Raw genomic sequence first — 17,667 nt, 5'->3', positions numbered from 1 at the left:
GCCTGACCCTTCGACAGGCTCAGGGTGAGCGGAAGTAGTGTAACAGGCTCTAAACCCGCTCAGGCTGATCCTGTCGAAGTCCCCGGTGTTTTACACTGACAGGTGGGCTGGTCCCGGCTTTCGCCGGGACGACATCCCTTGTCAGAAGTTGAAGCGGATGCCCGCGCGGTAGATCCGCCCGAGCGTGTCGTAGAGCGCCGGATTGACGTCCAGCCCCGTGTTGGTCTGCGGCGAGGCCGTGGGGTCCTTGTCGAACAGGTTGTCGATCTTGCCGTAGAGTTGCAGGTTGTCGCCGAACTTGATCGTCGCGCCGACGTCCACGTAGAAGGCGCCCTTCATCGTGTTGTAGTCAATGGTCGGATGGTTGCCGGTCGAGACCGGGCAGGACGACTGGCAGACCACATACTGGTTGCCGAATGTGCCGTCGCTGATCCAGCGTTCCTGCACGGTCAGGCTGAAGCGGTCGCTGTCGTAGGTCTGCACCGCCAGCCACTTCCAGTCGGGCGTGGCCCCGGCGTTGTTGCCCGCCTGATCGACCGGATCGACCCCGGCGATACCCGCATTGACGATGAACTTCTGGATATGCGTGGCGAGGGCGCGGACAGTGAAGCTGCCCGGCAGGCCCAGCGGCTGCTGCCACTGGTAGCTCGCCTCGATGTCGAAGCCGCTGGTCTTCCACGAGGCGAGGTTGAAAGGCTGGACGTTGACGAAGTTGATGCCTTGCGGACCGTCCAGCTGGAAGCCGCCGCAGAAGGCCTGGTTGCCGTCGAAGCAGAAGCGCACGATCTGGTCGGCGGAGAGGGTGGAGACCACGCCGTCGAGCTTGATATGGTAGTAGTCGAACGAAAGGCTGAGGCCCGGCAGCCACGAGGGACGCGAGAGTACGATGCCCAGTTCGGTGTTGCGCGCGACTTCCGGCTTGAGGTCGGGGTTGCCGATCGTGTTCTGGAAGATTTGCACCGCCTGGTTGCTGAACGGATCGTTGAAGTTGGGCACTGTGGTGACGGTCGGCGCGGCGAAGAGTTCGGAAAGGTTCGGCGCGCGCACGTCGCGCGAGGTCACGGCGCGCAGGCGGATGCCGTCGAGCGGGGTGTCCCAGGTGCCACCGACTTTCCAGGTCCAGACGGTGCCGGAGGTGCTGTAATGCGTCGCGCGCGCGGCGCCGTTGAGGTTGGCGCGGCCGAAGCTGTCGCTGTTCAGCAGCGGCAGGTCGACTTCGACGTAGCCTTCGTAGACCTCGTACTTGCCGCGGCCGTTCTTGTAGTTGCCCGCCGCCCAGTTGCTGCCGAGCGTGGAGTTCAGCAGGGGATCGGCCGGATAGTCGGCGCTGTTGGGGCTGAGGTCGGAAACGCCCGCGCCATAGGGATCGGCATTCACGCGGTAGAACTCGCGGCGGTATTCGCCGCCGAACGCCACCGAGACCGGACCTGCCCAGGAATCGAAGGGACTGCCCGAGAGATTGGCGCTGAGGACGTCCTGCGTCAGCTTGGTATGCTGGAACGGCCCGTTGTCATGCGGCGCGACATAGGCGAGGGCGGCATCGGACGGTGCGAAATTGCCGAAGATATTGATCGGCTGGCACCCATTGGCACGCGCCACCGGATCGGCGCAGACGATCGCGCCATTCAGCGTGATCGCATTGGTCGCCGCGACGTAGCGGTTCTGGAGCACGATATCGCGGACCCGGATATCCGAGATGGTGATGCCGTGTTCGTAGTAGGCATCGTAGTTCCACGAGGTTCCGGCGGCGTCGAACGCGCCCTTGAGGCCGCCGACGAAGCGGTACTGCTTGCGGTTCGTATAGACGTGCGGGTCGGGGAACGAGGCGTTGCTGGTGCCGAAGCCGAAGCTGGTGATCCCGGCGGCGGCGCAGCGGTCGCGCACCAGTTGCGGCAGGAACGGATTGGCGCACTGCACCGTCAGCGAGGGCCTGCCATAGCCGGGGCTGGGCTGGTTGTTGGTCTTCACCTGGGCGATGTTGACGGTGACATAGGCTTCGTTGTTCTCGGCGAAGTCGTAGCCGATGCGGCCATAGCCGTTGATGCGCTCCAGCGCGGACTTGAGCGAGGCGCCCGAGCCGGGCGCGCCGGACAGATCGCCGCCTTCGCAGAAGCTGTTGCCGCGATAGCAGTTGCTGACCTGCCCGTTGCCCAGTGGCTGGCCGTTCGATCCGTAGTTGAAGTTGTAGGGCGTGCCATTGGCGTCGAAGGCGATGCCCTGAAGCGGGCCATTGTTGATGAGGCCGTAGCGGGCATACTGGTAGGGCTGCGCGTAGTCGCGGTAGTTGAACTGCGGCAAGCCGTTGTTGGTCTGGCCGGTGTTCATCAGCGTGGTGGCGCGATACCAGTCGCGGCTGCCCGCAAGGTCGGTGCCGAAGTCGCCCGCGCCGACGCCGCCTTCGTGGTCGTATTCGCCGCTGACGACGACATGGAGGCGGTCGTCGAGGAATGACTTGCCCCAGGCCGCCTGCACCAGTGCGGTCTCGTCATCGCCGTACTTGGTGATGCTGCCGAGGATATTGCCCTTGAAGCCCTCGAACCGGGTGTCGGTGATAAAGTTGACGACGCCGCCGACCGCATCGGAGCCGTAGGACGCGGAAGCGCCGCCCGTCACCACGTCCACGCGCTTGACGAGCAACTGCGGGAACATGGAAATGTCGGGCACGCCGGTCACATTGGCACCGACCACGCGCTGCCCGTCGAGCAGGGTCAGGGTGCGGATCGGTTGGAGACCGCGCAGCGAGAAGGAACTGAGGCCCTGCTGTCCGCTCGATGTGCTGAAGGTGCCCGTCGAAGCGCCGGTCGAACCCTGGAGCGAGGGCAACTGCGCGATCGTGGTGAAGATGTTGGGCTGGGCGTTGGCGGTGATCTGCTCTTCGCCGATCACGGTCGTCGGCGTCGGCGCGTTGAAGCCGCTGGTGGTGATGCGCGAGCCGGTGACGACGATTTCCGCCGCCTGACGTTCGGAGACGGGTTCGGGCGTTGCCGGCGGCTCCGCGCTCTGCTCCTGCGCATGAGCGGCGCCCGCAAGCGACATGGCGACAAGCGCGACGAGGCTGGCCCCGGCGCGCTGGCGATGCATGACTGTCCTCATTTTCATCGATCCTTCCCCTCTTCCTTTGCGGGCCGCTCGTTTTCGAGGCGGCCGTCTATTCTCTTGTGGTTGCTGCGTAGAGCGCGTGGTGCGTCAGGATGAACAGCGTGCGGCCATCGGCGCCGCCGAACAGGATCTGGAGCGGGCGCTCAGGCACATCGATGCGGCCCTGCGGCTTGCCGTCCGGCGCGTAGATGTAGACCTGGCCGTTGGCGACGTAGACCCGGCCCTGACGGTCGACCGCGACGCTCTCGCCGCCGCGATCTGCGAAAGGCTTGAGGCCGAGCAGGGCGCCGCCCTTGCCGACCGTGGCGCTGTAGGTCCGGTTCTCCGAGCCGTTGGTGACGAAGACCCGCTCCCCCGGACGGCCCGAGATCAGCCCATTGGCATTGAGGCTGTGCGACCAGCGCCAGCCGACATGATCGACCGGCCCCTGTTGCCACACGCGGAACGCGGGAAGCGCGAGGCTGCCGTCCGGCGAGACATATTCCTGCGCCTTGGCCGAACCGGCATCCTGCGCGAACAGCTCGGCCAGCGTGGCGAACTGGTAGGTCTTGTGGTCGAGCTGGTCGCGGAATTCGCCGTTGACCCACCAGTTGACCGGAACCAGCGTTTCGGCGGCAGGCTTGTCGCGAACGGGCGTCGGCGCGATCACGGTCATCTGGTCCTTGGGACCGGCGGGATCGATCGAATAGACCCCGCCCTTGGCGCCCAGCGAGGACAGCACCAGCAGGTGTCCTGAAGCGTCCACCGCGAGGTTCACCGGATCGAGCGCATTGTCGCGCACAACTTCGAGACCGCGCTCGCCGGTCCAGCGGTGGATGCGCTGGAAGCGGCGGTCGATGAAGTAAAGCGCGCCCTTCGCGTCTGTCGCCGCGCCGGAGATCGACCAGAAGCCGTCGGCCAGTTTTTCCACCGGCACGGCGGATGTCGCAGCGGCGGCAGCGGTGCTGCCTTTCCCGATATCGAGGCTGGCGAACTCGCGCTCGCGCACCAGGCTCTTGCCGGTCACGTCCTCGATGGCATTGTCGAAGGGATACTTGCTGGCGCGCAGGAAGGTGCCGCAGCCTTCGTCGTCGCAAGTGGCGTAGCCGCTCTCGCCATTGACGTGGACGTTTCGGAAGCGGATCTCGCCCGAGTTGAACAGCTTCGCGGCGCTGCGGGCTGGATGGTAGCTGCGCGTCACGCGGTAGGCGTGGTAATTGGCGAAAAGGAGATTGTGCGAGTTGCGGATTTCCAGCGAGACGGCGTCCGGGCCGTCGCCCACTTCCTGCTCGGTCTGTGGCGCCAGGAATTCCCAGTTCCGTACGTTGTCGAGCACGATCTCGTTGCGGGCGTGATGCTCGACCGACATTTCGTAGACATGGCCGGGGGTCTCGGTGTCCGTCACCATGAAACCGGCCTGTGCGAAAGTGTTCGGGCTCCACACGTCGGCGAAAGTGCCGCCACCGCCGTCCACCCAGATGCTGGGATATTGCGCGTCCCAGCGCCCGTCCGCGACGGGGTCGCCGCTACGGGCGGAGAGCGAACCCAGCGGCTTGCCGTCGGAAGTGGGCGTGCCGCCGCCGCCCATGATCTTCACGTCCTCGACAAGGCTGTTCTCGCCCGAGCGCCAGAGGAGCGCGGCGGCGCGCGGGTTGACGCGCCCGGTGAACAGGCCGAGGCCCGAGACGATGTTATCGCCGCCGCGCGGGCTTTCGAGGATCGGCAGGACCGCGCCGAGACCGGCATGGGCGGCATTGCCGTCCGGGATATAGAGTTGCGTCATAGCCGGGTGCAGGCCGATCAGCACGCTGTCGGGCCGCAGGGTCAGGCGGTTTGCCACCTTGTAGAAGCCCGCGGGGAAATAGAGCACCCGGTTCGCGTCGATGGCGCGCTGGATCGCGGCGGTATCGTCGGCCTTGCCGTCGCCCACCACGCCCTGGCTGCGCACGTTGACCCAGTCCGTCATCGGCGGCAGATCGCGGATTGCGCCCTTGCGCGGGGCGGGCAGGGCAGGGAGGCCCTCGATCTCGGCCTTGGTCGCGTAGGCGCCGTCGCTGCCGAGCGTGGGAACCGCAAGGCCGTAGGAGAAGTCGGAGACCTTGTAGGCCGCACCCTTGCCCGCAACCGTGCGTCCGCTGTCGCGGAAGCGGGCGAAGACCGGGGTGCCGCTGGCAAGAGCGTTCTCGAAGCCGATCTGGGTGAAGACGTTGTTCTCGTTCGAGATGACCACGGCCGCCTTGCCGACGTTCTCGAAGCGCACGTCCTTGCCCCAGAGGGAGTCGCCATAGCCGCGATCGACCTCGATCCCGACCGGCGTGTTGCGGATCGAGACGTTGACCATGGTCAGCCCGACCTCGTGCTCCCGGATGGCGGCATCGCGCTGGCCATTGAAGCTGGAATCGAGCAGGGTGAACTGCCACGCGGGAGAGGTCTTCTCGGTGACGATGCCGTAGCGCCCGCCGTGGAATTGGACGTTCTCGATGACGTTTCCGGCCTGATAGACCCCGGCGAAGGCGGTGCCGAGGCGGAAGTCCATGTGGCTGAGGAAGGCATGCTGGGCCATGCGGAAGCGGACCCCCGCGGCGGCAGGATTGCCTTCGCCGATCTCGATGTCGAGATTGCTCATGGCCGAGTAGAAAGTGCCGGAATTGGCGTCCCGCACCGTCTTGTCGCGCGGCACGATGGTCGGCACCGGGACGGGGACCTGGCCGACCGTGTACTGGTCGTCCCCGGCGAAGACGACCATCGTCGAGACGCCCTTCTGGAAGCCGGGTGTGCGCGGGGCCAGAACGATAGTCGGGCGCTCCTGTCCGACGCCGTAGACCCTTACGCCTGCGGGAACCACCAGCGTGCGGGTGATGCGGTAGCGGCCGGAGGGCAGGAACACCATGCCGTGGCCGCCTGCATCGCGAGCCTTGTCCAGAGCGTCCTGAATGGCCGCGGTATCGTCGGTGCGACCGTCGCCGGTAGCCTTCACGGTGACGGCGCGGGGTTCGGCAGGCGGGACGGGAAAGACCGAGGGGCCGGACGCGGCTTTGGCAATTTGCGCGCTGCCAAGCGGAACAAGTGCGCTCGCTGCCAGCAGAGCCGCCGTAATTCCGCTGCGTCCGATCATTGCCGCCTCCCTGTCGGTTCGTTCTCGCGCCTTTTGCTAATGTGAGCGGAGGGGCTTGGCACTTGCGACAAAGGTCGTAGTTCCCAGCGGGCGGTCGGGGCTTCTATAGCTCGCCCATCATCGCGATGGGCCTTAGCGCCGTCGCCGGGCTGCAAGGACCCCGTTTTGCCAAGATCCTCAGGAAGCGCCGCTTTTTCGCGCGGCGCGATCATCGTCATGGGCGTCAGCGGCTGCGGCAAGTCGACCCTCGGGGCATTGCTGGCCGAAGCGCTGGACTGCGCTTTTCTCGAAGGCGACTCGTTCCATGCACCCGAAGCGGTGGCGAAGATGCGTGCAGGCCATCCCCTGACCGACGAGGACCGCTGGCCCTGGCTGGACCGGCTGGGCGCGGCGGCAGCAGCCTCGGTTTCGGAGAAGGGGCGGGTGGTCGTCGCCTGCTCGGCGCTGCGGCTGGCCTATCGCGACCGGCTGCGCAGTGCGATAGGTGCGGGTGCGCATTTCGTGTTGCTGGAAACGAGCCGCGAGAACCTCTTCGCGCGGCTGGAGAACCGCCCCGGCCACTACATGCCCGCAAGCCTGCTGGACAGCCAGCTCGCCACGCTCGAAGTGCCGCTGGACGGTGAGCAGGCCGTGGTGCTGGCAAGCGAGCAGCCGCCTGAAATCCTGCGCGACACCGTGCTGCGGAGACTGCGCTCGGACTGAAACGCCCTCAGGGCATCAGGCGGCGGCGGCCTTCCCACAAGTGCCAGCGCATCGCCAGCGCCGCGCCTTCGGCGTCCTGCGCACGGATGGCGTCGACGATCACCTCATGCTCGCGCAGCATCGTGGCGATGATCTCCGGCGGGCGCGAGCGCGAGATGTCGACGCCCGCGCGCATGACTTTCTCTACATCCGACCAGAGCGCATCGAATGCGATCAGGAACGCGGGGTTGCCTGTCGCGGCGGCGATGCGGCGATGCAGTTCCATGTCCTCGGCATGGGCCGGTGCATTGGAGAGCAGCGCCTCGCGCAGCATCGCCATGCCTTCATCGACATGGGCCATCTCCATCGACGTACGCCGGGTCGCGGCGAGACGGCAGGCTTCCGCCTCCAGCACGAAGCGCACTTCGTAGCTGCCCAGCGTCGCCGGAAGCTCGCTCATCGGCATGAAGGCGGCGAGCCGGTCGGAAGGGCGGCTCTTGACGAACGAGCCTGCCCCGCGCCGCGCCTCGGTGATGCCGTCGGAGGCCAGCCGCACCAGCGCCTCGCGCACGATGGCGCGCGACACGCCGAACATTTCAGCCAGCCGTGCCTCCGAAGGCAGGCGCGCGCCGACCTCCAGATCCTTCGACTTGATGATCTCGACGATGCCCGCATAGGCATGGTCGGAAAGCCGTGCCTGGTTCATCGATGCTTCTGCCTGCCCATCATGTCACCCCTTTGTTAGATGACGCTGCTCGCCGCAAGCACCAGCAGCAGGCCGACCACCGCAACGACGGTCTCCATGATCGACCAGGTGCGGAAGGTGCCGGGCATGTCGGTGCCGAGATAGCTCTTCACCAGCCAGAAGCCGGGATCGTTGACGTGGGAGAAGAACAGCGATCCGGCGCCGATGGCGAGCACCATCCACTCGGGCGCGACGCCGGAGGTGGCGACGAGGCCTTCCATCACGCCCGCCGTGGTGATCGTGGCGACGGTGGCCGATCCGGTCGCGAGACGGATGCAGACCGACACGCCCCAGGCCAGCAGGATCGGGGAGATTGCGCCGTCACCTGCGAGGCGGACCAGCATCTCCGAAAGACCTGCCGTCACCAGAACCTGCTTGAGTGCGCCGCCTGCACCGATCGCCAGCAGGATGCCGCCCGCAGGCGCCATGGCTTCCAGCCAGATCGCGTCCTGGATGCGGCGCTCGCCCAAGCGTCCGCCGAACAACAGCGGCAAGGCGGCGAGGTTGGCGAGCAGCAGAGCGATCACCGGATCGCTGATCCAGGTGAGCCAGACCAGTCCGGCAGCGATGCCGGGAGGGGCGATCGCGACGGCCTGCCCGGCGGCGATCAGCACCACCGGCAGCAGCACGGCGGTCAGTGCGCGAGCAACCGAGGGTGTCGGCACATCGACCGTCTCGGGCGCGAGCAGGGGAGGGCTGAGCTTGACCCCGCGCGCGGTAAAGCGGGCGAGCACGGGACCGGCAATGATCGCCGTGGGAATACCGACTAGCAGGCCATAGGCAAGGGTCAGCCCAAGGTTCGCGCCGAGGGCATTGACGGCCAGCAGCGGCCCCGGATGCGGCGGCACCAGCGCATGGACGACCGAGAGACCGGATAGGGCGGGCAGCATGAGCCGCAGTTTGGATTCGTCGTCATCCATGCCCTTGGGCAGGGCGGCGGCGGCGGAGGCCACGATCGGCAGCAGCAGCACGAGGCCGGTCTCGAAGAACAGCGGCAACCCGATCAGCAATGCGGTGAACAGGCTGGCCCAGGGCGCTCCTTTCACGCCCGAGATGCGCAGCGCAGCATGGGCCAGACCGGCGGCGCCGTTCGAAAGTTGCAGCATGGCGCCGAGTCCCAGCCCCAGCGCGACCACCAGCCCGGTTCCGCCCAGGATCGTGCCCGCTCCCTTTTCGACGGATTTGGCGGTCTCCTCCAGCGGTATCCCGGCGAGAATGCCCACCGTGAAGGCGCCGCAGAGCAAGCCGACGAAGGGGTGGAAGCGGCATCTTACGATGAGCGCGATGGACAGCGCGATACCGACCACCGCGGACAGGACGAGCCTGATATCCTCCGGCGTCATCGACGGGGAAATCCGGAATCGGCCGATGCAGACCCGTTAATAGCGGCACGATTGCGCTGGTCGAGCATCTGCGCTCGACGAAATGACGGCGTCATCCCTCGCCTCTCCCTTCTTTGCCTTGTCATCGGGTTGGTCGTGCCACCCGAAATCTGTTGGACAGGTTATAGCTGGAAGATCGACATATTCTACAAGAATTAGGTCGTAGATGCAGATTTTGCTTGAACCTGTCTGACTGATTCCCTTATCACAGCCTGTAACGAACTCCGGTGCGGCGGGTCTTCGGTTCAGTGCGGCACCACAAGAATCGAGTCAGTCAGGGAGAAAAGGGATGCACCTCGTTGCAGATCTGTGCACGGTTCCCGTCAGTCAGGATAAAGGCGCGCGCGAGGCATTGGCCACGACGCTCCATTTCACGCCTACCCAGCTCAAGGTCCTGCGCTGCGTTCGTTCGGGGCTGCTGAACAAGCAGATCGCCTACGAACTCGGCATGGCCGAAGCGACGGTGAAAGTTCACATGACGGCGTTGATGCGCAAGTTCAACGTGCGCAACCGCACCCAGGTGGCGATCGCCGCTGGACAATTGGCGCGCGCCTGATCTCGCAGGGGGGAACGGGCCATGGGATCGCGGCGGGAAATCCTCAGCATCGGTGCGGGCATGGCGGTGGCGGGTCTGGCGCCCGGCTTCGCCTCAAGAGCCTTCGCGGCGGAAGGCGGCAGCGGCCGCAAGATCGGTTATGCCGTCGTCGGACTGGGCTATTACGCCACCCGCCAGATCATGCCCAACTTCGCCGGATGCGAACACTCGCGGTTGGTCGCGTTGGTTAGCGGGACGCCTGCCAAGTTGGAGCAGTACGGCGCGCAATACGGCATCCCGAAGACCCATCGCTACAGTTACGCCCAGTTCGACTCCCTTCGCGACAACCCGGATATCGATGCGGTCTACATAGTCCTGCCCAATAGCCTCCATGCCGAATACTCCATTCGCGCGGCGCAGGCGGGCAAGCATGTCCTGTGCGAGAAGCCGATGGCTACCTCGGTGGCGGAATGCCGGGCGATGATCGCCGCCAGCAGCAAGGCCGGAAAGAAGCTGATGATCGGCTATCGCTCGCGGTTCGAACCTTACAACCGGCTCGCCATCGAACTGGCGCGCGGCGGCCATGTCGGCCCGACACGGCTGATCACCGCCGAGCACGGCTTTCCCATCCAGCCGAACCAATGGCGGCTGGACAAGGCGCTTTCCGGCGGCGGCTCGATGATGGATATCGGCATCTACAGCCTCAACGCGGCCCGCTATCTGGCGGGCGAAGAACCGGCAGAAGTAAGCGCGGTGGAAACGACCGACCGCTCCGATCCTCGCTTCGCCGGGGTCGAGGACCGCGTGAGTTTCGTGCTGCGGTTTCCGTCGGGCATTCAGGCCAATTGCATCTCCAGCTACAGTTCGGCGCATAACGGCTACCGCGTGAACGGAACGCAGGGCTGGATCGCGATGGAACCGGCCACCTCCTATACAGGGCAGACGATGACGATCCGCAAGGACGGCGTGACAGCGCCGAGAGTTCTGCCGTCGCCTGCCCGCAACCAGTTCGCCGCGCAGCTCGACCATCTGGCGGAATGCGTGATGACCGGCGCGACGCCGATCGTCGCCGGTGAGGAAGGGTTGGCGGACATGCGGATCATCGAGGCAATCTATCGTTCGGCAGCGGAGCGGCGCGAGATCGGGCTGACCGCATGATCGATCGTCGCACCATGCTGGCCGGTCTCGCTATCGCGCCTTTGCAGTACTCGGTACGGGCTGCTGCAAACGCGCCCGATTTCGGAAGCGTGCGCCGCCTCGATCCGGAACTGGACCGTATCGTGGCGCCGGGCGCTTCGATCCGCCGCCTCGCCTCCGGATTCCGCTGGGCAGAAGGGCCGGTCTGGGTTCCCAGCGAGAATTGCCTGCTCTTCACCGATCCCCCCGCGAACACGGTCCATCGCTGGAGCAAGGCAAAGGGCGTGGAAGTGTTCCTGCGCCCGTCCGGTCTTCAGACGCCTGTGCCTGCGAGTATCCGGGAACCGGGCCTCAACGGCCTTGCTTTGGATGGCAGCGGTGCCCTGATCGGCGCGGACAGCGGATCGCGGGCGATTGTGCGGATCGACCTGAAATCCCGCAAGCGCACGACACTGGCGGACCGCTTCGAAGGCAAGCGTTTCAACAGCCCCAACGACGTCTGCGTGGCGAAGTCCGGTGCGATCTATTTCACCGACCCCAGTTACGGACTTGCCGAAGGGGACGAATCCCCGCTGCGCGAACTGGCATTCTGCGGCCTCTACCGGCTCTCTCCGGAAGGAAAGGTGGATCTGCTCGACCGCAGCCATCGCCGCCCCAACGGCGTGGCGCTTTCTCCCGACGAACGCATGCTCTATCTCTCGCTGTCCGATGAAAGGCAGCCGGAAGTGCTGGCCTATTCGCTTGGCGCGGACGGCATGCCGACCGCGAGCCGCCGGTTTCTCGACATGAAAGCGCAGTTCGACACCGGCCGGCCCGGATTGCCGGACGGCATCAAGGTCGGTGCCTCTGGCCACGTATTTGCGACAGGCCCCGGCGGCGTCCATGTCTGCACGGCCGATGCCCGTGTGCTCGGCATCATCGAGACCGGCAAGGCCATCGCCAATTGCAGCATAGGGCAGGGCGGCAAGGTGCTGTTCCTGACCTCGTCGGACAGCCTGGCCATGATGGAGCTGCTGCATTCGTGACGTCCCTTCCGGCACCCGATCGCTGGCCAGGACCTCAAAGGTGCCGTGTGGAAGTTCCCGCCCTAGAAGGCCGATCTCACGGTTCCTCCGTCGACGCGGATAGTTGCTCCAGTCACGTAGTCCGCCAAGCCGCTTGCAAGATAAGTGACAGCGGCGGCGATTTCTTCGGGCCGTCCAAGCCGACCGACGTCATTTGGCACGATATCGGCAACGCAGCCTTGCTCGATCTCGTCCCAGGTTTCTCCCCATCCCTGCTGCGGAGCCATATTCTCCAGAAAGGTCTTCACCGCCGGGACCAGAATGGCGCCCGGCGCGACGACGTTCGAGGTAACGCCCGTGCCCTTCAGCCTGCGTGCCAGCGATACCGCCAGATTGTGGCGCGCGGCCAGCGAGGCCTGATAATGCGGGAGCATCGCCGTGGGCTGTTCGGCCAGTCCGCCGCCGATCTGGATCACCCGGCCCCACCCGCGCGAAACCATCGCCGGGACGATCCGCTGGATCATGCGGACGCCGGACAGGACATTCACGGCATATGCTTCGCTCCATTTGTCGGGCATGGCCGTGTGCCAGTCATGATGATGATAGGCGCCGGCATTGTTGACGAGGATATCCACTTCGCCACCGGCAAGCGCCTGGGCGAGAACGCGGTCGGCACCTTCATCCGTGACAAGGTCGCCGATCGCGATATCGGCCCGGCCGCCAGCGGCCCTGATGCCGTCGGCGACGCTGTGCGTTCGGGCCTCGTCCCGGCCATGGACGACAACGGCCGCCCCTTCCTCGGCGAGCATACGAGCGATCGCTTCGCCAAGGCCGGATGATGCCCCGGTCACGAGGGCGCGGCGGGAATTCAGATTCGTCTTCATGAGTAAGTGTCCTGCCTCTTGCTGAGGACAGGGAAATGGACGCAAAAGACTGTCTTGATTAGTCCGCTCAATCAGGATGCATCGTGCGAAATAACGGGATAATCGGTCGGAACAGTCTGGGCGAAATCCAGGCCGCGCTCGAAGTCGCCGGCAGGAGCAGCTTCAGGGCGGCGGCAGAAGCGTTGGGAACTTCGCCCACGGCGCTCAGCAGTACCATACGATCGCTGGAGGATCGGCTCGGTGTCCGGCTGTTCAATCGCACCACGCGCAGTGTGGCGCTGACACCGGCGGGAAAGGCCTTCCTGGCGCGGGTTTCTCCGGCTTTGGCGGAGATCGAGCGTGCTGCCGAAGAGGCAAGCAATCACGCCGCCGAACCCTCGGGCGTGCTGCGGATCAACAGTTCGGTGACGGGTGCCTATCAGATTCTTTCATCGATCCTGGGGCCGTTTCTGAAGCGATATCCGAAGATCGCCATCGAACTCACGACGGAAACGCGCCTGATCGATATCGTGAACGGGCAATGCGATGCGGGGATAAGGATCGCCGATTCGGTGCCTGCCGACATGGTTTCGGTGCCCTTGCCATTCGGCCTCGATTTCTGCGTGGTGGCGGCGCCGGACTATCTGGCCATGCACTCCGCGCTCACGCATCCGGCCGAGCTGATGCACCATCCTTGTCTCCGGGCCATGCTGCCCGGCGGGGGAATCTATCGCTGGGAGTTCGAGCGCGGAGGTGAAGCCATGGCTCTCGATGTGCCCGGAACGCTGGTGCTGGATGACCAGCTGCTGCTTCTCGAAGCTGCTCGCAAGGGCCTGGGCATAGCCTATCTGGCCCGATCGGTGTGCGAGGAATCGCTGGCGGCCGGCCGTCTGTGCAGCGTGCTGGAGGGCTGGATGCCGCAGACACCGCCTCTCTCCCTCTACTACCCCCATAACCGCAACACCTCTTCGGCCTTGCTGGCTCTGGTCGATGCGGTCCGCAGCATGGCCCGGGCGGTGGATGCAGAGGCCGTCGCAGCTTCTAACAGACCATAACGGGCGCTTTTACCCGTCCTTTGCCAAGTTGGCAGGCCTCAGCCACCACAGCAGCAAAGGCAATCCATGCACAGGCCCAATCAAGCCAATATCCGGGGCCTTCTCGGGTTCGGTGCAGCCCTTTCGGTCGCGGTGACCGGCCTGCCGACCATCGCGCAGGCGCGAGCGTCCGCCTCCGACATTCCCGCGGCCTTCGTTCCGCCTGCGATCCAGCGTGACTATCAGCGCCGCACTTACGAAATCCCGATGCGTGACGGCGTCACGCTGCACACGGTCGTCATCGTCCCGAACGGGCTGACGTCGGCGCCGATGCTGCTCGACCGCACGCCTTATGGTGCCGATGCGATGACGACGCAGCAGGACGGCGCCAAGCTCGGCGATATCCTGTTTCCGAGCTATGCCGACCTTGCCCGGCACGGCTACATCATCGTGGCGCAGGACGTGCGCGGCAAGTTCGCCTCCGGCGGCGACTATGTGCTCAATCGGCCCCTGCGCGGCCCCTTGAACCCGGCGCAGACCGATCATTCGACCGATGCCTGGGACACGATCGACTGGCTGATCCGGCACGTTCGCGAAAGCAACGGACGGGTCGCCACGATCGGCGGCAGCTACGATGGCTTCACCGCACTGATGAGCCTTGTCGATCCGCATCCGGCTCTCAAGGCTTCGGTGCCTATGAACCCGATGGTGGACACCTGGAAAGGCGATGACTGGTTCCACAACGGCGCCTTCCGCCAGGAGATGCTGAGCTACATCTACAACCAGACGGCGGACAGGCATTCTGCAGTGCGTTGGCCGGTCTCCGCGCGGGACGATTATGAGACGTTCCTGCATTACGGTTCGGCGGGAGCATTGGCCAAGGCCATGGGCATGGACCAGTTGGCATTCTGGAACCGGCTGGCGGCACACCCGGATTACGACGCCTATTGGCAGGATCAGGCGCTCGACCGCATTCTGGCGCGCAAGCCGCTAACGGTACCGACCATGCTCGTGGACGGGCTCTGGGATCAGGAAGACAATTACGGTGCACCGGCGGTCTATCAGGCGGTCAAGGCCAAGGCCCGCGAAGTGCATCTGGTGCTGGGGCCGTGGTATCACGGGCAGCAGAACGGCTCGGGAGCGCGCCTTGGCCCGCTCGACTGGGGCCAGCGCACCGCCGAGTGGTTTCGTGCGCATGTCCTGATCCCTTTCCTCGACGAACACCTCAAGGACGGTGCACCGCAAGCCGATATCGCGCGGGTCGTCGCCTTCGCCAGCGGTAACAATCGATGGGAGGATCTGCCGGACTGGCCTGCAGCGGGAGGCGCTTCGCTTCCGCTTTACCTCGATGCGGGCGGCAGGCTGTCCATCGGTGGAAAGGACATATCGCCGGGCTACGACGAATATATCAGCGATCCGGCCAAGCCGGTGCCCTATCGCCCGCAGCCCGACCTTTCCATCTATGGCCCGGATTCGAGCTGGGATACCTGGCTGGTGGACGACCAGCGCTTTGCTGCGTCACGCCCCGATGTCCTGACTTATACCTCGCCCGTGCTCACGGCGCCCCAGCATCTTGCCGGGCAGCCGGTCGCCCATCTCTACGCCTCGACCACCGGCAGCGATGCCGACTGGGTGGTCAAGCTGATCGACGTCTATCCGGACGCCGTGCCCGAGCAGCCCGCCATGGGCGGCTACCAGTTGCCGATCTCGATGAACATCCTGCGCGGACGCTACCGCAAGGACCCCGCGCATTCCGAACCCATCATCCCCGGCCGGGTAGAGCGCTACGATATCGTCCTGCCCGATGCGGACCACGTCTTCCTGCCGGGGCACCGGATCATGGTGCAGATACAGTCCAGCTGGTTCCCGCTCTACGACCGCAACCCGCAGAGCTACGTCGCCAATGTGCTCCGTGCTGCGCCTGGAGATTACGTCAAGGCCACGCAGCGCCTGTTCCATGGGCCTGACGCACGAAGCGAAGTTCTGCTGCCGCTCACACCAGATCACGCCAACTAACGGGCGGGCACGCGGCGGCGGGGCTATCTTGCTTCTCGTAGCAATGGAGACCTGTCATGTCCGATCAATCGTCCGTTACCGTACAGCCGCGCCGCCGCGAGTTCATGGCCGGAGCCGCCACGCTGGCCTCCGCGATGATGGCGGGGCTCGTTCCGGCCAGGGCTTTTGCGACCGCCAGCGCCCCCACGGCGCGTCCCTTCGGGCCGGTGCGGCAGATCGCCGCAGGGCCGCTCGATATCGGTTATGTGGAAGTGGGGCCGTCGTCAGGCCCGGCGGTGCTGCTGTTCCACGGCTGGCCTTACGATATTCACGCCTTCGCCGAAGTCGCCCCGCTGCTGGCGGCGCAGGGCTACCGTGTGATCGTGCCGCACTTGCGCGGCTATGGGACCACGACCTTCCGCTCCGCCGAAACCACGCGCAACGGCCAGCAGGCGGCGCTGGCGGCAGACGGCATCGCGCTGATGGACGCGCTCGGCATCCGGCAGGCGATCGTCGCCGGGTTCGACTGGGGCGCGCGCACGGCGGATATCATGGCGGTGCTCTGGCCGCAGCGGTGCAAGGCGCTGGTCTCGGTCAGCGGCTACCTGATCGGCAGTCAGGCCGCCAATGCTAAGCCGCTGCCGCCCAAGGCCGAACTCCAGTGGTGGTATCAGTTCTACTTCGCCACCGAGCGCGGTCAGGAGGGCTACGGCGCCAACACCAAGGCGTTCAACCGCCTGATCTGGCAGCAGGCTTCGCCCCGTTGGGCCTTTGATGATGCGACTTACGACCTTTCGGCGGCCTCCTTCGTCAATCCGGACCATGTCGCCATCGTGATCCACAACTACCGCTGGCGGCTGGGGCTGGCGGAGGGTGAGCACCAGTTCGATGCCGCCGAAGCGCAGCTTGCCGCCGCGCCGCCGGTAACGATCCCCGCGATCACCATGGAAGGCGATGCCAACGGCGCGCCGCATCCCGATCCTTCTGCCTACCGTGCGAAGTTTGCCAGTGCCTATGAGCACCGCCTGATCACCGGCGGCATTGGCCACAACCTGCCGCAGGAAGCGCCAGCCGCCTTCGCCAAGGCCGTGCTCGACGCCGGAAAGATGAGCGCATGATCCGCATCTCGACCTGCTGCCTTGCGCTGGCGACGGCAGTGTTGGGGGCGGTGCTGGGCCTCTCGACCGTCGTCGCGGCGCGCGGACGGGAGCCTGAAGCCGCACCCGTCTACGGCGTGCGGCTTCCCGCGGGATACCGCGACTGGAAACTCATCAGCGTCGCGCACGAGGCGGGCAAGAACAACGATATCCGCGCCATCCTCGGCAACGATATCGCGGTGCGGGCCTATCGCGAGGGCACTCGCCCGTTTCCCGACGGCGCCGTGATCGTCCGGCTGGCGTGGCGCTACGAATCCTCGCCCCGCAACGACGCGGTGTTCCCGGCGCCGCAGTCCTTCGTGGCGGGCGCCCCCACCAATGTGCAGGTGAGCGTCAAGAACGCGCGCCGCTACGCCGCCAGCGGAGGCTGGGGCTACGGCCAGTTCGACAATGGCAAACCCAACCCGGACGAGGCACTGACCCGCTCCTGCGCCGCGTGCCACGCCAAGCTGGAGCCTGCGGACGATCAGGTCTTCACTGCCTATTCGCGGTAGATGGGGACGGCGTTCGGCGCTTAACGGCGGAAGCCGGAGCGGCGCTTGCTGTGAGGTTGGGAAGCCAACGTCGCCCCATACACCCCGCTCATCTGCGAGCTTGTCGAAGGATGGGCAGCCTTGCGCCACACCTCAGGGGGCTTCGACAGGCTCAGCCTGAGCGGGTGGGGAGGTCTGATTTGGGTGGGTTGCAGCCCCACTTCGTCATTCCCGCGAAGGCGGGAATCCAGTCAGCGCGGCGCTTAGACATTAAATTCGCACGAGATTAGGCAACTCAAGGCTTTTTCAAGAAGCCACGGCTTACATGGATAGACCGCCACTGGATTCCCGCCTTCGCGGAAATGACGAAGTGGGAGTTGGCCGGCTAATGTCTGTTCGGGGTGGTTTTCAGCCTGACTACTATCGGTGAGAGGTAGTTAGTAAAGCTGCCGTTGGTTTCAGGATGTG

General features: G+C 65.4%; 13 protein-coding genes. 8 read left to right on the top strand and 5 right to left on the bottom strand.

The window, feature by feature from the left end; all coding sequences use genetic code 11:
- Positions 1 to 141: 141 nt before the first annotated feature.
- Positions 142 to 3,093, bottom strand: a complete 2,952-nt coding sequence (locus tag ACZ1II_RS17015; protein WP_465144803.1) for a TonB-dependent receptor plug domain-containing protein — start codon at positions 3,091 to 3,093, stop codon at positions 142 to 144.
- Between the two features lie 55 nt (positions 3,094 to 3,148).
- Positions 3,149 to 6,193 carry a glycosyl hydrolase family 28-related protein gene (locus ACZ1II_RS17010; protein ID WP_465144802.1) on the bottom strand — a complete coding sequence of 1,015 codons (3,045 nt, stop codon included), beginning with the start codon at positions 6,191 to 6,193 and terminating at the stop codon, positions 3,149 to 3,151.
- 216 nt (positions 6,194 to 6,409) lie between these two features.
- Between ACZ1II_RS17010 and ACZ1II_RS17005 the strand changes: the two genes are divergently transcribed.
- On the top strand, positions 6,410 to 6,895 hold the full coding sequence (locus tag ACZ1II_RS17005; RefSeq protein WP_465147323.1) for a gluconokinase: 486 nt from the start codon (positions 6,410 to 6,412) through the stop codon (positions 6,893 to 6,895).
- 7 nt (positions 6,896 to 6,902) lie between these two features.
- Here ACZ1II_RS17005 and ACZ1II_RS17000 read toward each other — a convergent pair whose 3' ends face one another.
- Both ACZ1II_RS17000 and ACZ1II_RS16995 read right to left on the bottom strand, forming a co-directional pair.
- Positions 6,903 to 7,580 (bottom strand): FadR/GntR family transcriptional regulator, encoded by a 678-nt coding sequence (locus tag ACZ1II_RS17000; RefSeq protein WP_465144801.1) that lies wholly within the window; start codon positions 7,578 to 7,580, stop codon positions 6,903 to 6,905.
- A 35-nt stretch (positions 7,581 to 7,615) separates the two neighbouring features.
- Positions 7,616 to 8,962, bottom strand: coding sequence for a GntP family permease (locus tag ACZ1II_RS16995; RefSeq protein WP_465144800.1), 1,347 nt, complete (start codon positions 8,960 to 8,962; stop codon positions 7,616 to 7,618).
- 328 nt (positions 8,963 to 9,290) lie between these two features.
- Here ACZ1II_RS16995 and ACZ1II_RS16990 point away from each other — a divergent pair, with 328 nt between their 5' ends.
- The 3 genes from ACZ1II_RS16990 to ACZ1II_RS16980 are packed head-to-tail and all read left to right on the top strand — an operon-like array spanning position 9,291 to position 11,698.
- Positions 9,291 to 9,557, top strand: coding sequence for a response regulator transcription factor (locus tag ACZ1II_RS16990; RefSeq protein ID WP_465144799.1), 267 nt, complete (start codon positions 9,291 to 9,293; stop codon positions 9,555 to 9,557).
- A 21-nt stretch (positions 9,558 to 9,578) separates the two neighbouring features.
- Positions 9,579 to 10,694: a Gfo/Idh/MocA family protein gene (locus ACZ1II_RS16985; RefSeq protein ID WP_465144798.1), complete on the top strand. Its 1,116-nt coding sequence runs from the start codon at positions 9,579 to 9,581 to the stop codon at positions 10,692 to 10,694.
- Positions 10,691 to 11,698 carry an SMP-30/gluconolactonase/LRE family protein gene (locus ACZ1II_RS16980; protein ID WP_465144797.1) on the top strand — a complete coding sequence of 336 codons (1,008 nt, stop codon included), beginning with the start codon at positions 10,691 to 10,693 and terminating at the stop codon, positions 11,696 to 11,698. The genes ACZ1II_RS16985 and ACZ1II_RS16980 overlap by 4 nt, the downstream gene beginning before the upstream one ends.
- A gap of 62 nt (positions 11,699 to 11,760) precedes the next feature.
- Here ACZ1II_RS16980 and ACZ1II_RS16975 read toward each other — a convergent pair whose 3' ends face one another.
- Positions 11,761 to 12,561 carry an SDR family NAD(P)-dependent oxidoreductase gene (locus tag ACZ1II_RS16975; protein ID WP_465144796.1) on the bottom strand — a complete coding sequence of 267 codons (801 nt, stop codon included), beginning with the start codon at positions 12,559 to 12,561 and terminating at the stop codon, positions 11,761 to 11,763.
- 83 nt (positions 12,562 to 12,644) lie between these two features.
- On the opposite strand from ACZ1II_RS16975, the gene ACZ1II_RS16970 reads away from it, so the two are divergent.
- From ACZ1II_RS16970 to ACZ1II_RS16955, 4 genes are all read left to right on the top strand, one after another.
- Entirely contained in the window at positions 12,645 to 13,595 is a 951-nt protein-coding gene (locus ACZ1II_RS16970; protein ID WP_465144795.1) for a LysR family transcriptional regulator, read from the top strand.
- A gap of 66 nt (positions 13,596 to 13,661) precedes the next feature.
- Positions 13,662 to 15,590 (top strand): CocE/NonD family hydrolase, encoded by a 1,929-nt coding sequence (locus ACZ1II_RS16965; protein WP_465144794.1) that lies wholly within the window; start codon positions 13,662 to 13,664, stop codon positions 15,588 to 15,590.
- A gap of 56 nt (positions 15,591 to 15,646) precedes the next feature.
- Positions 15,647 to 16,687 carry an alpha/beta fold hydrolase gene (locus ACZ1II_RS16960; protein ID WP_465144793.1) on the top strand — a complete coding sequence of 347 codons (1,041 nt, stop codon included), beginning with the start codon at positions 15,647 to 15,649 and terminating at the stop codon, positions 16,685 to 16,687.
- Positions 16,684 to 17,220 carry a cytochrome P460 family protein gene (locus ACZ1II_RS16955; RefSeq protein ID WP_465144792.1) on the top strand — a complete coding sequence of 179 codons (537 nt, stop codon included), beginning with the start codon at positions 16,684 to 16,686 and terminating at the stop codon, positions 17,218 to 17,220. Before ACZ1II_RS16960 ends, ACZ1II_RS16955 begins: the two co-directional genes overlap by 4 nt.
- The last annotated feature ends 447 nt before the right edge of the window (positions 17,221 to 17,667 follow it).

This window comes from Novosphingobium sp. BL-S-20 (genome assembly GCF_055521635.1).
This window is presented reverse-complemented; position numbering and strand designations above follow the sequence as displayed.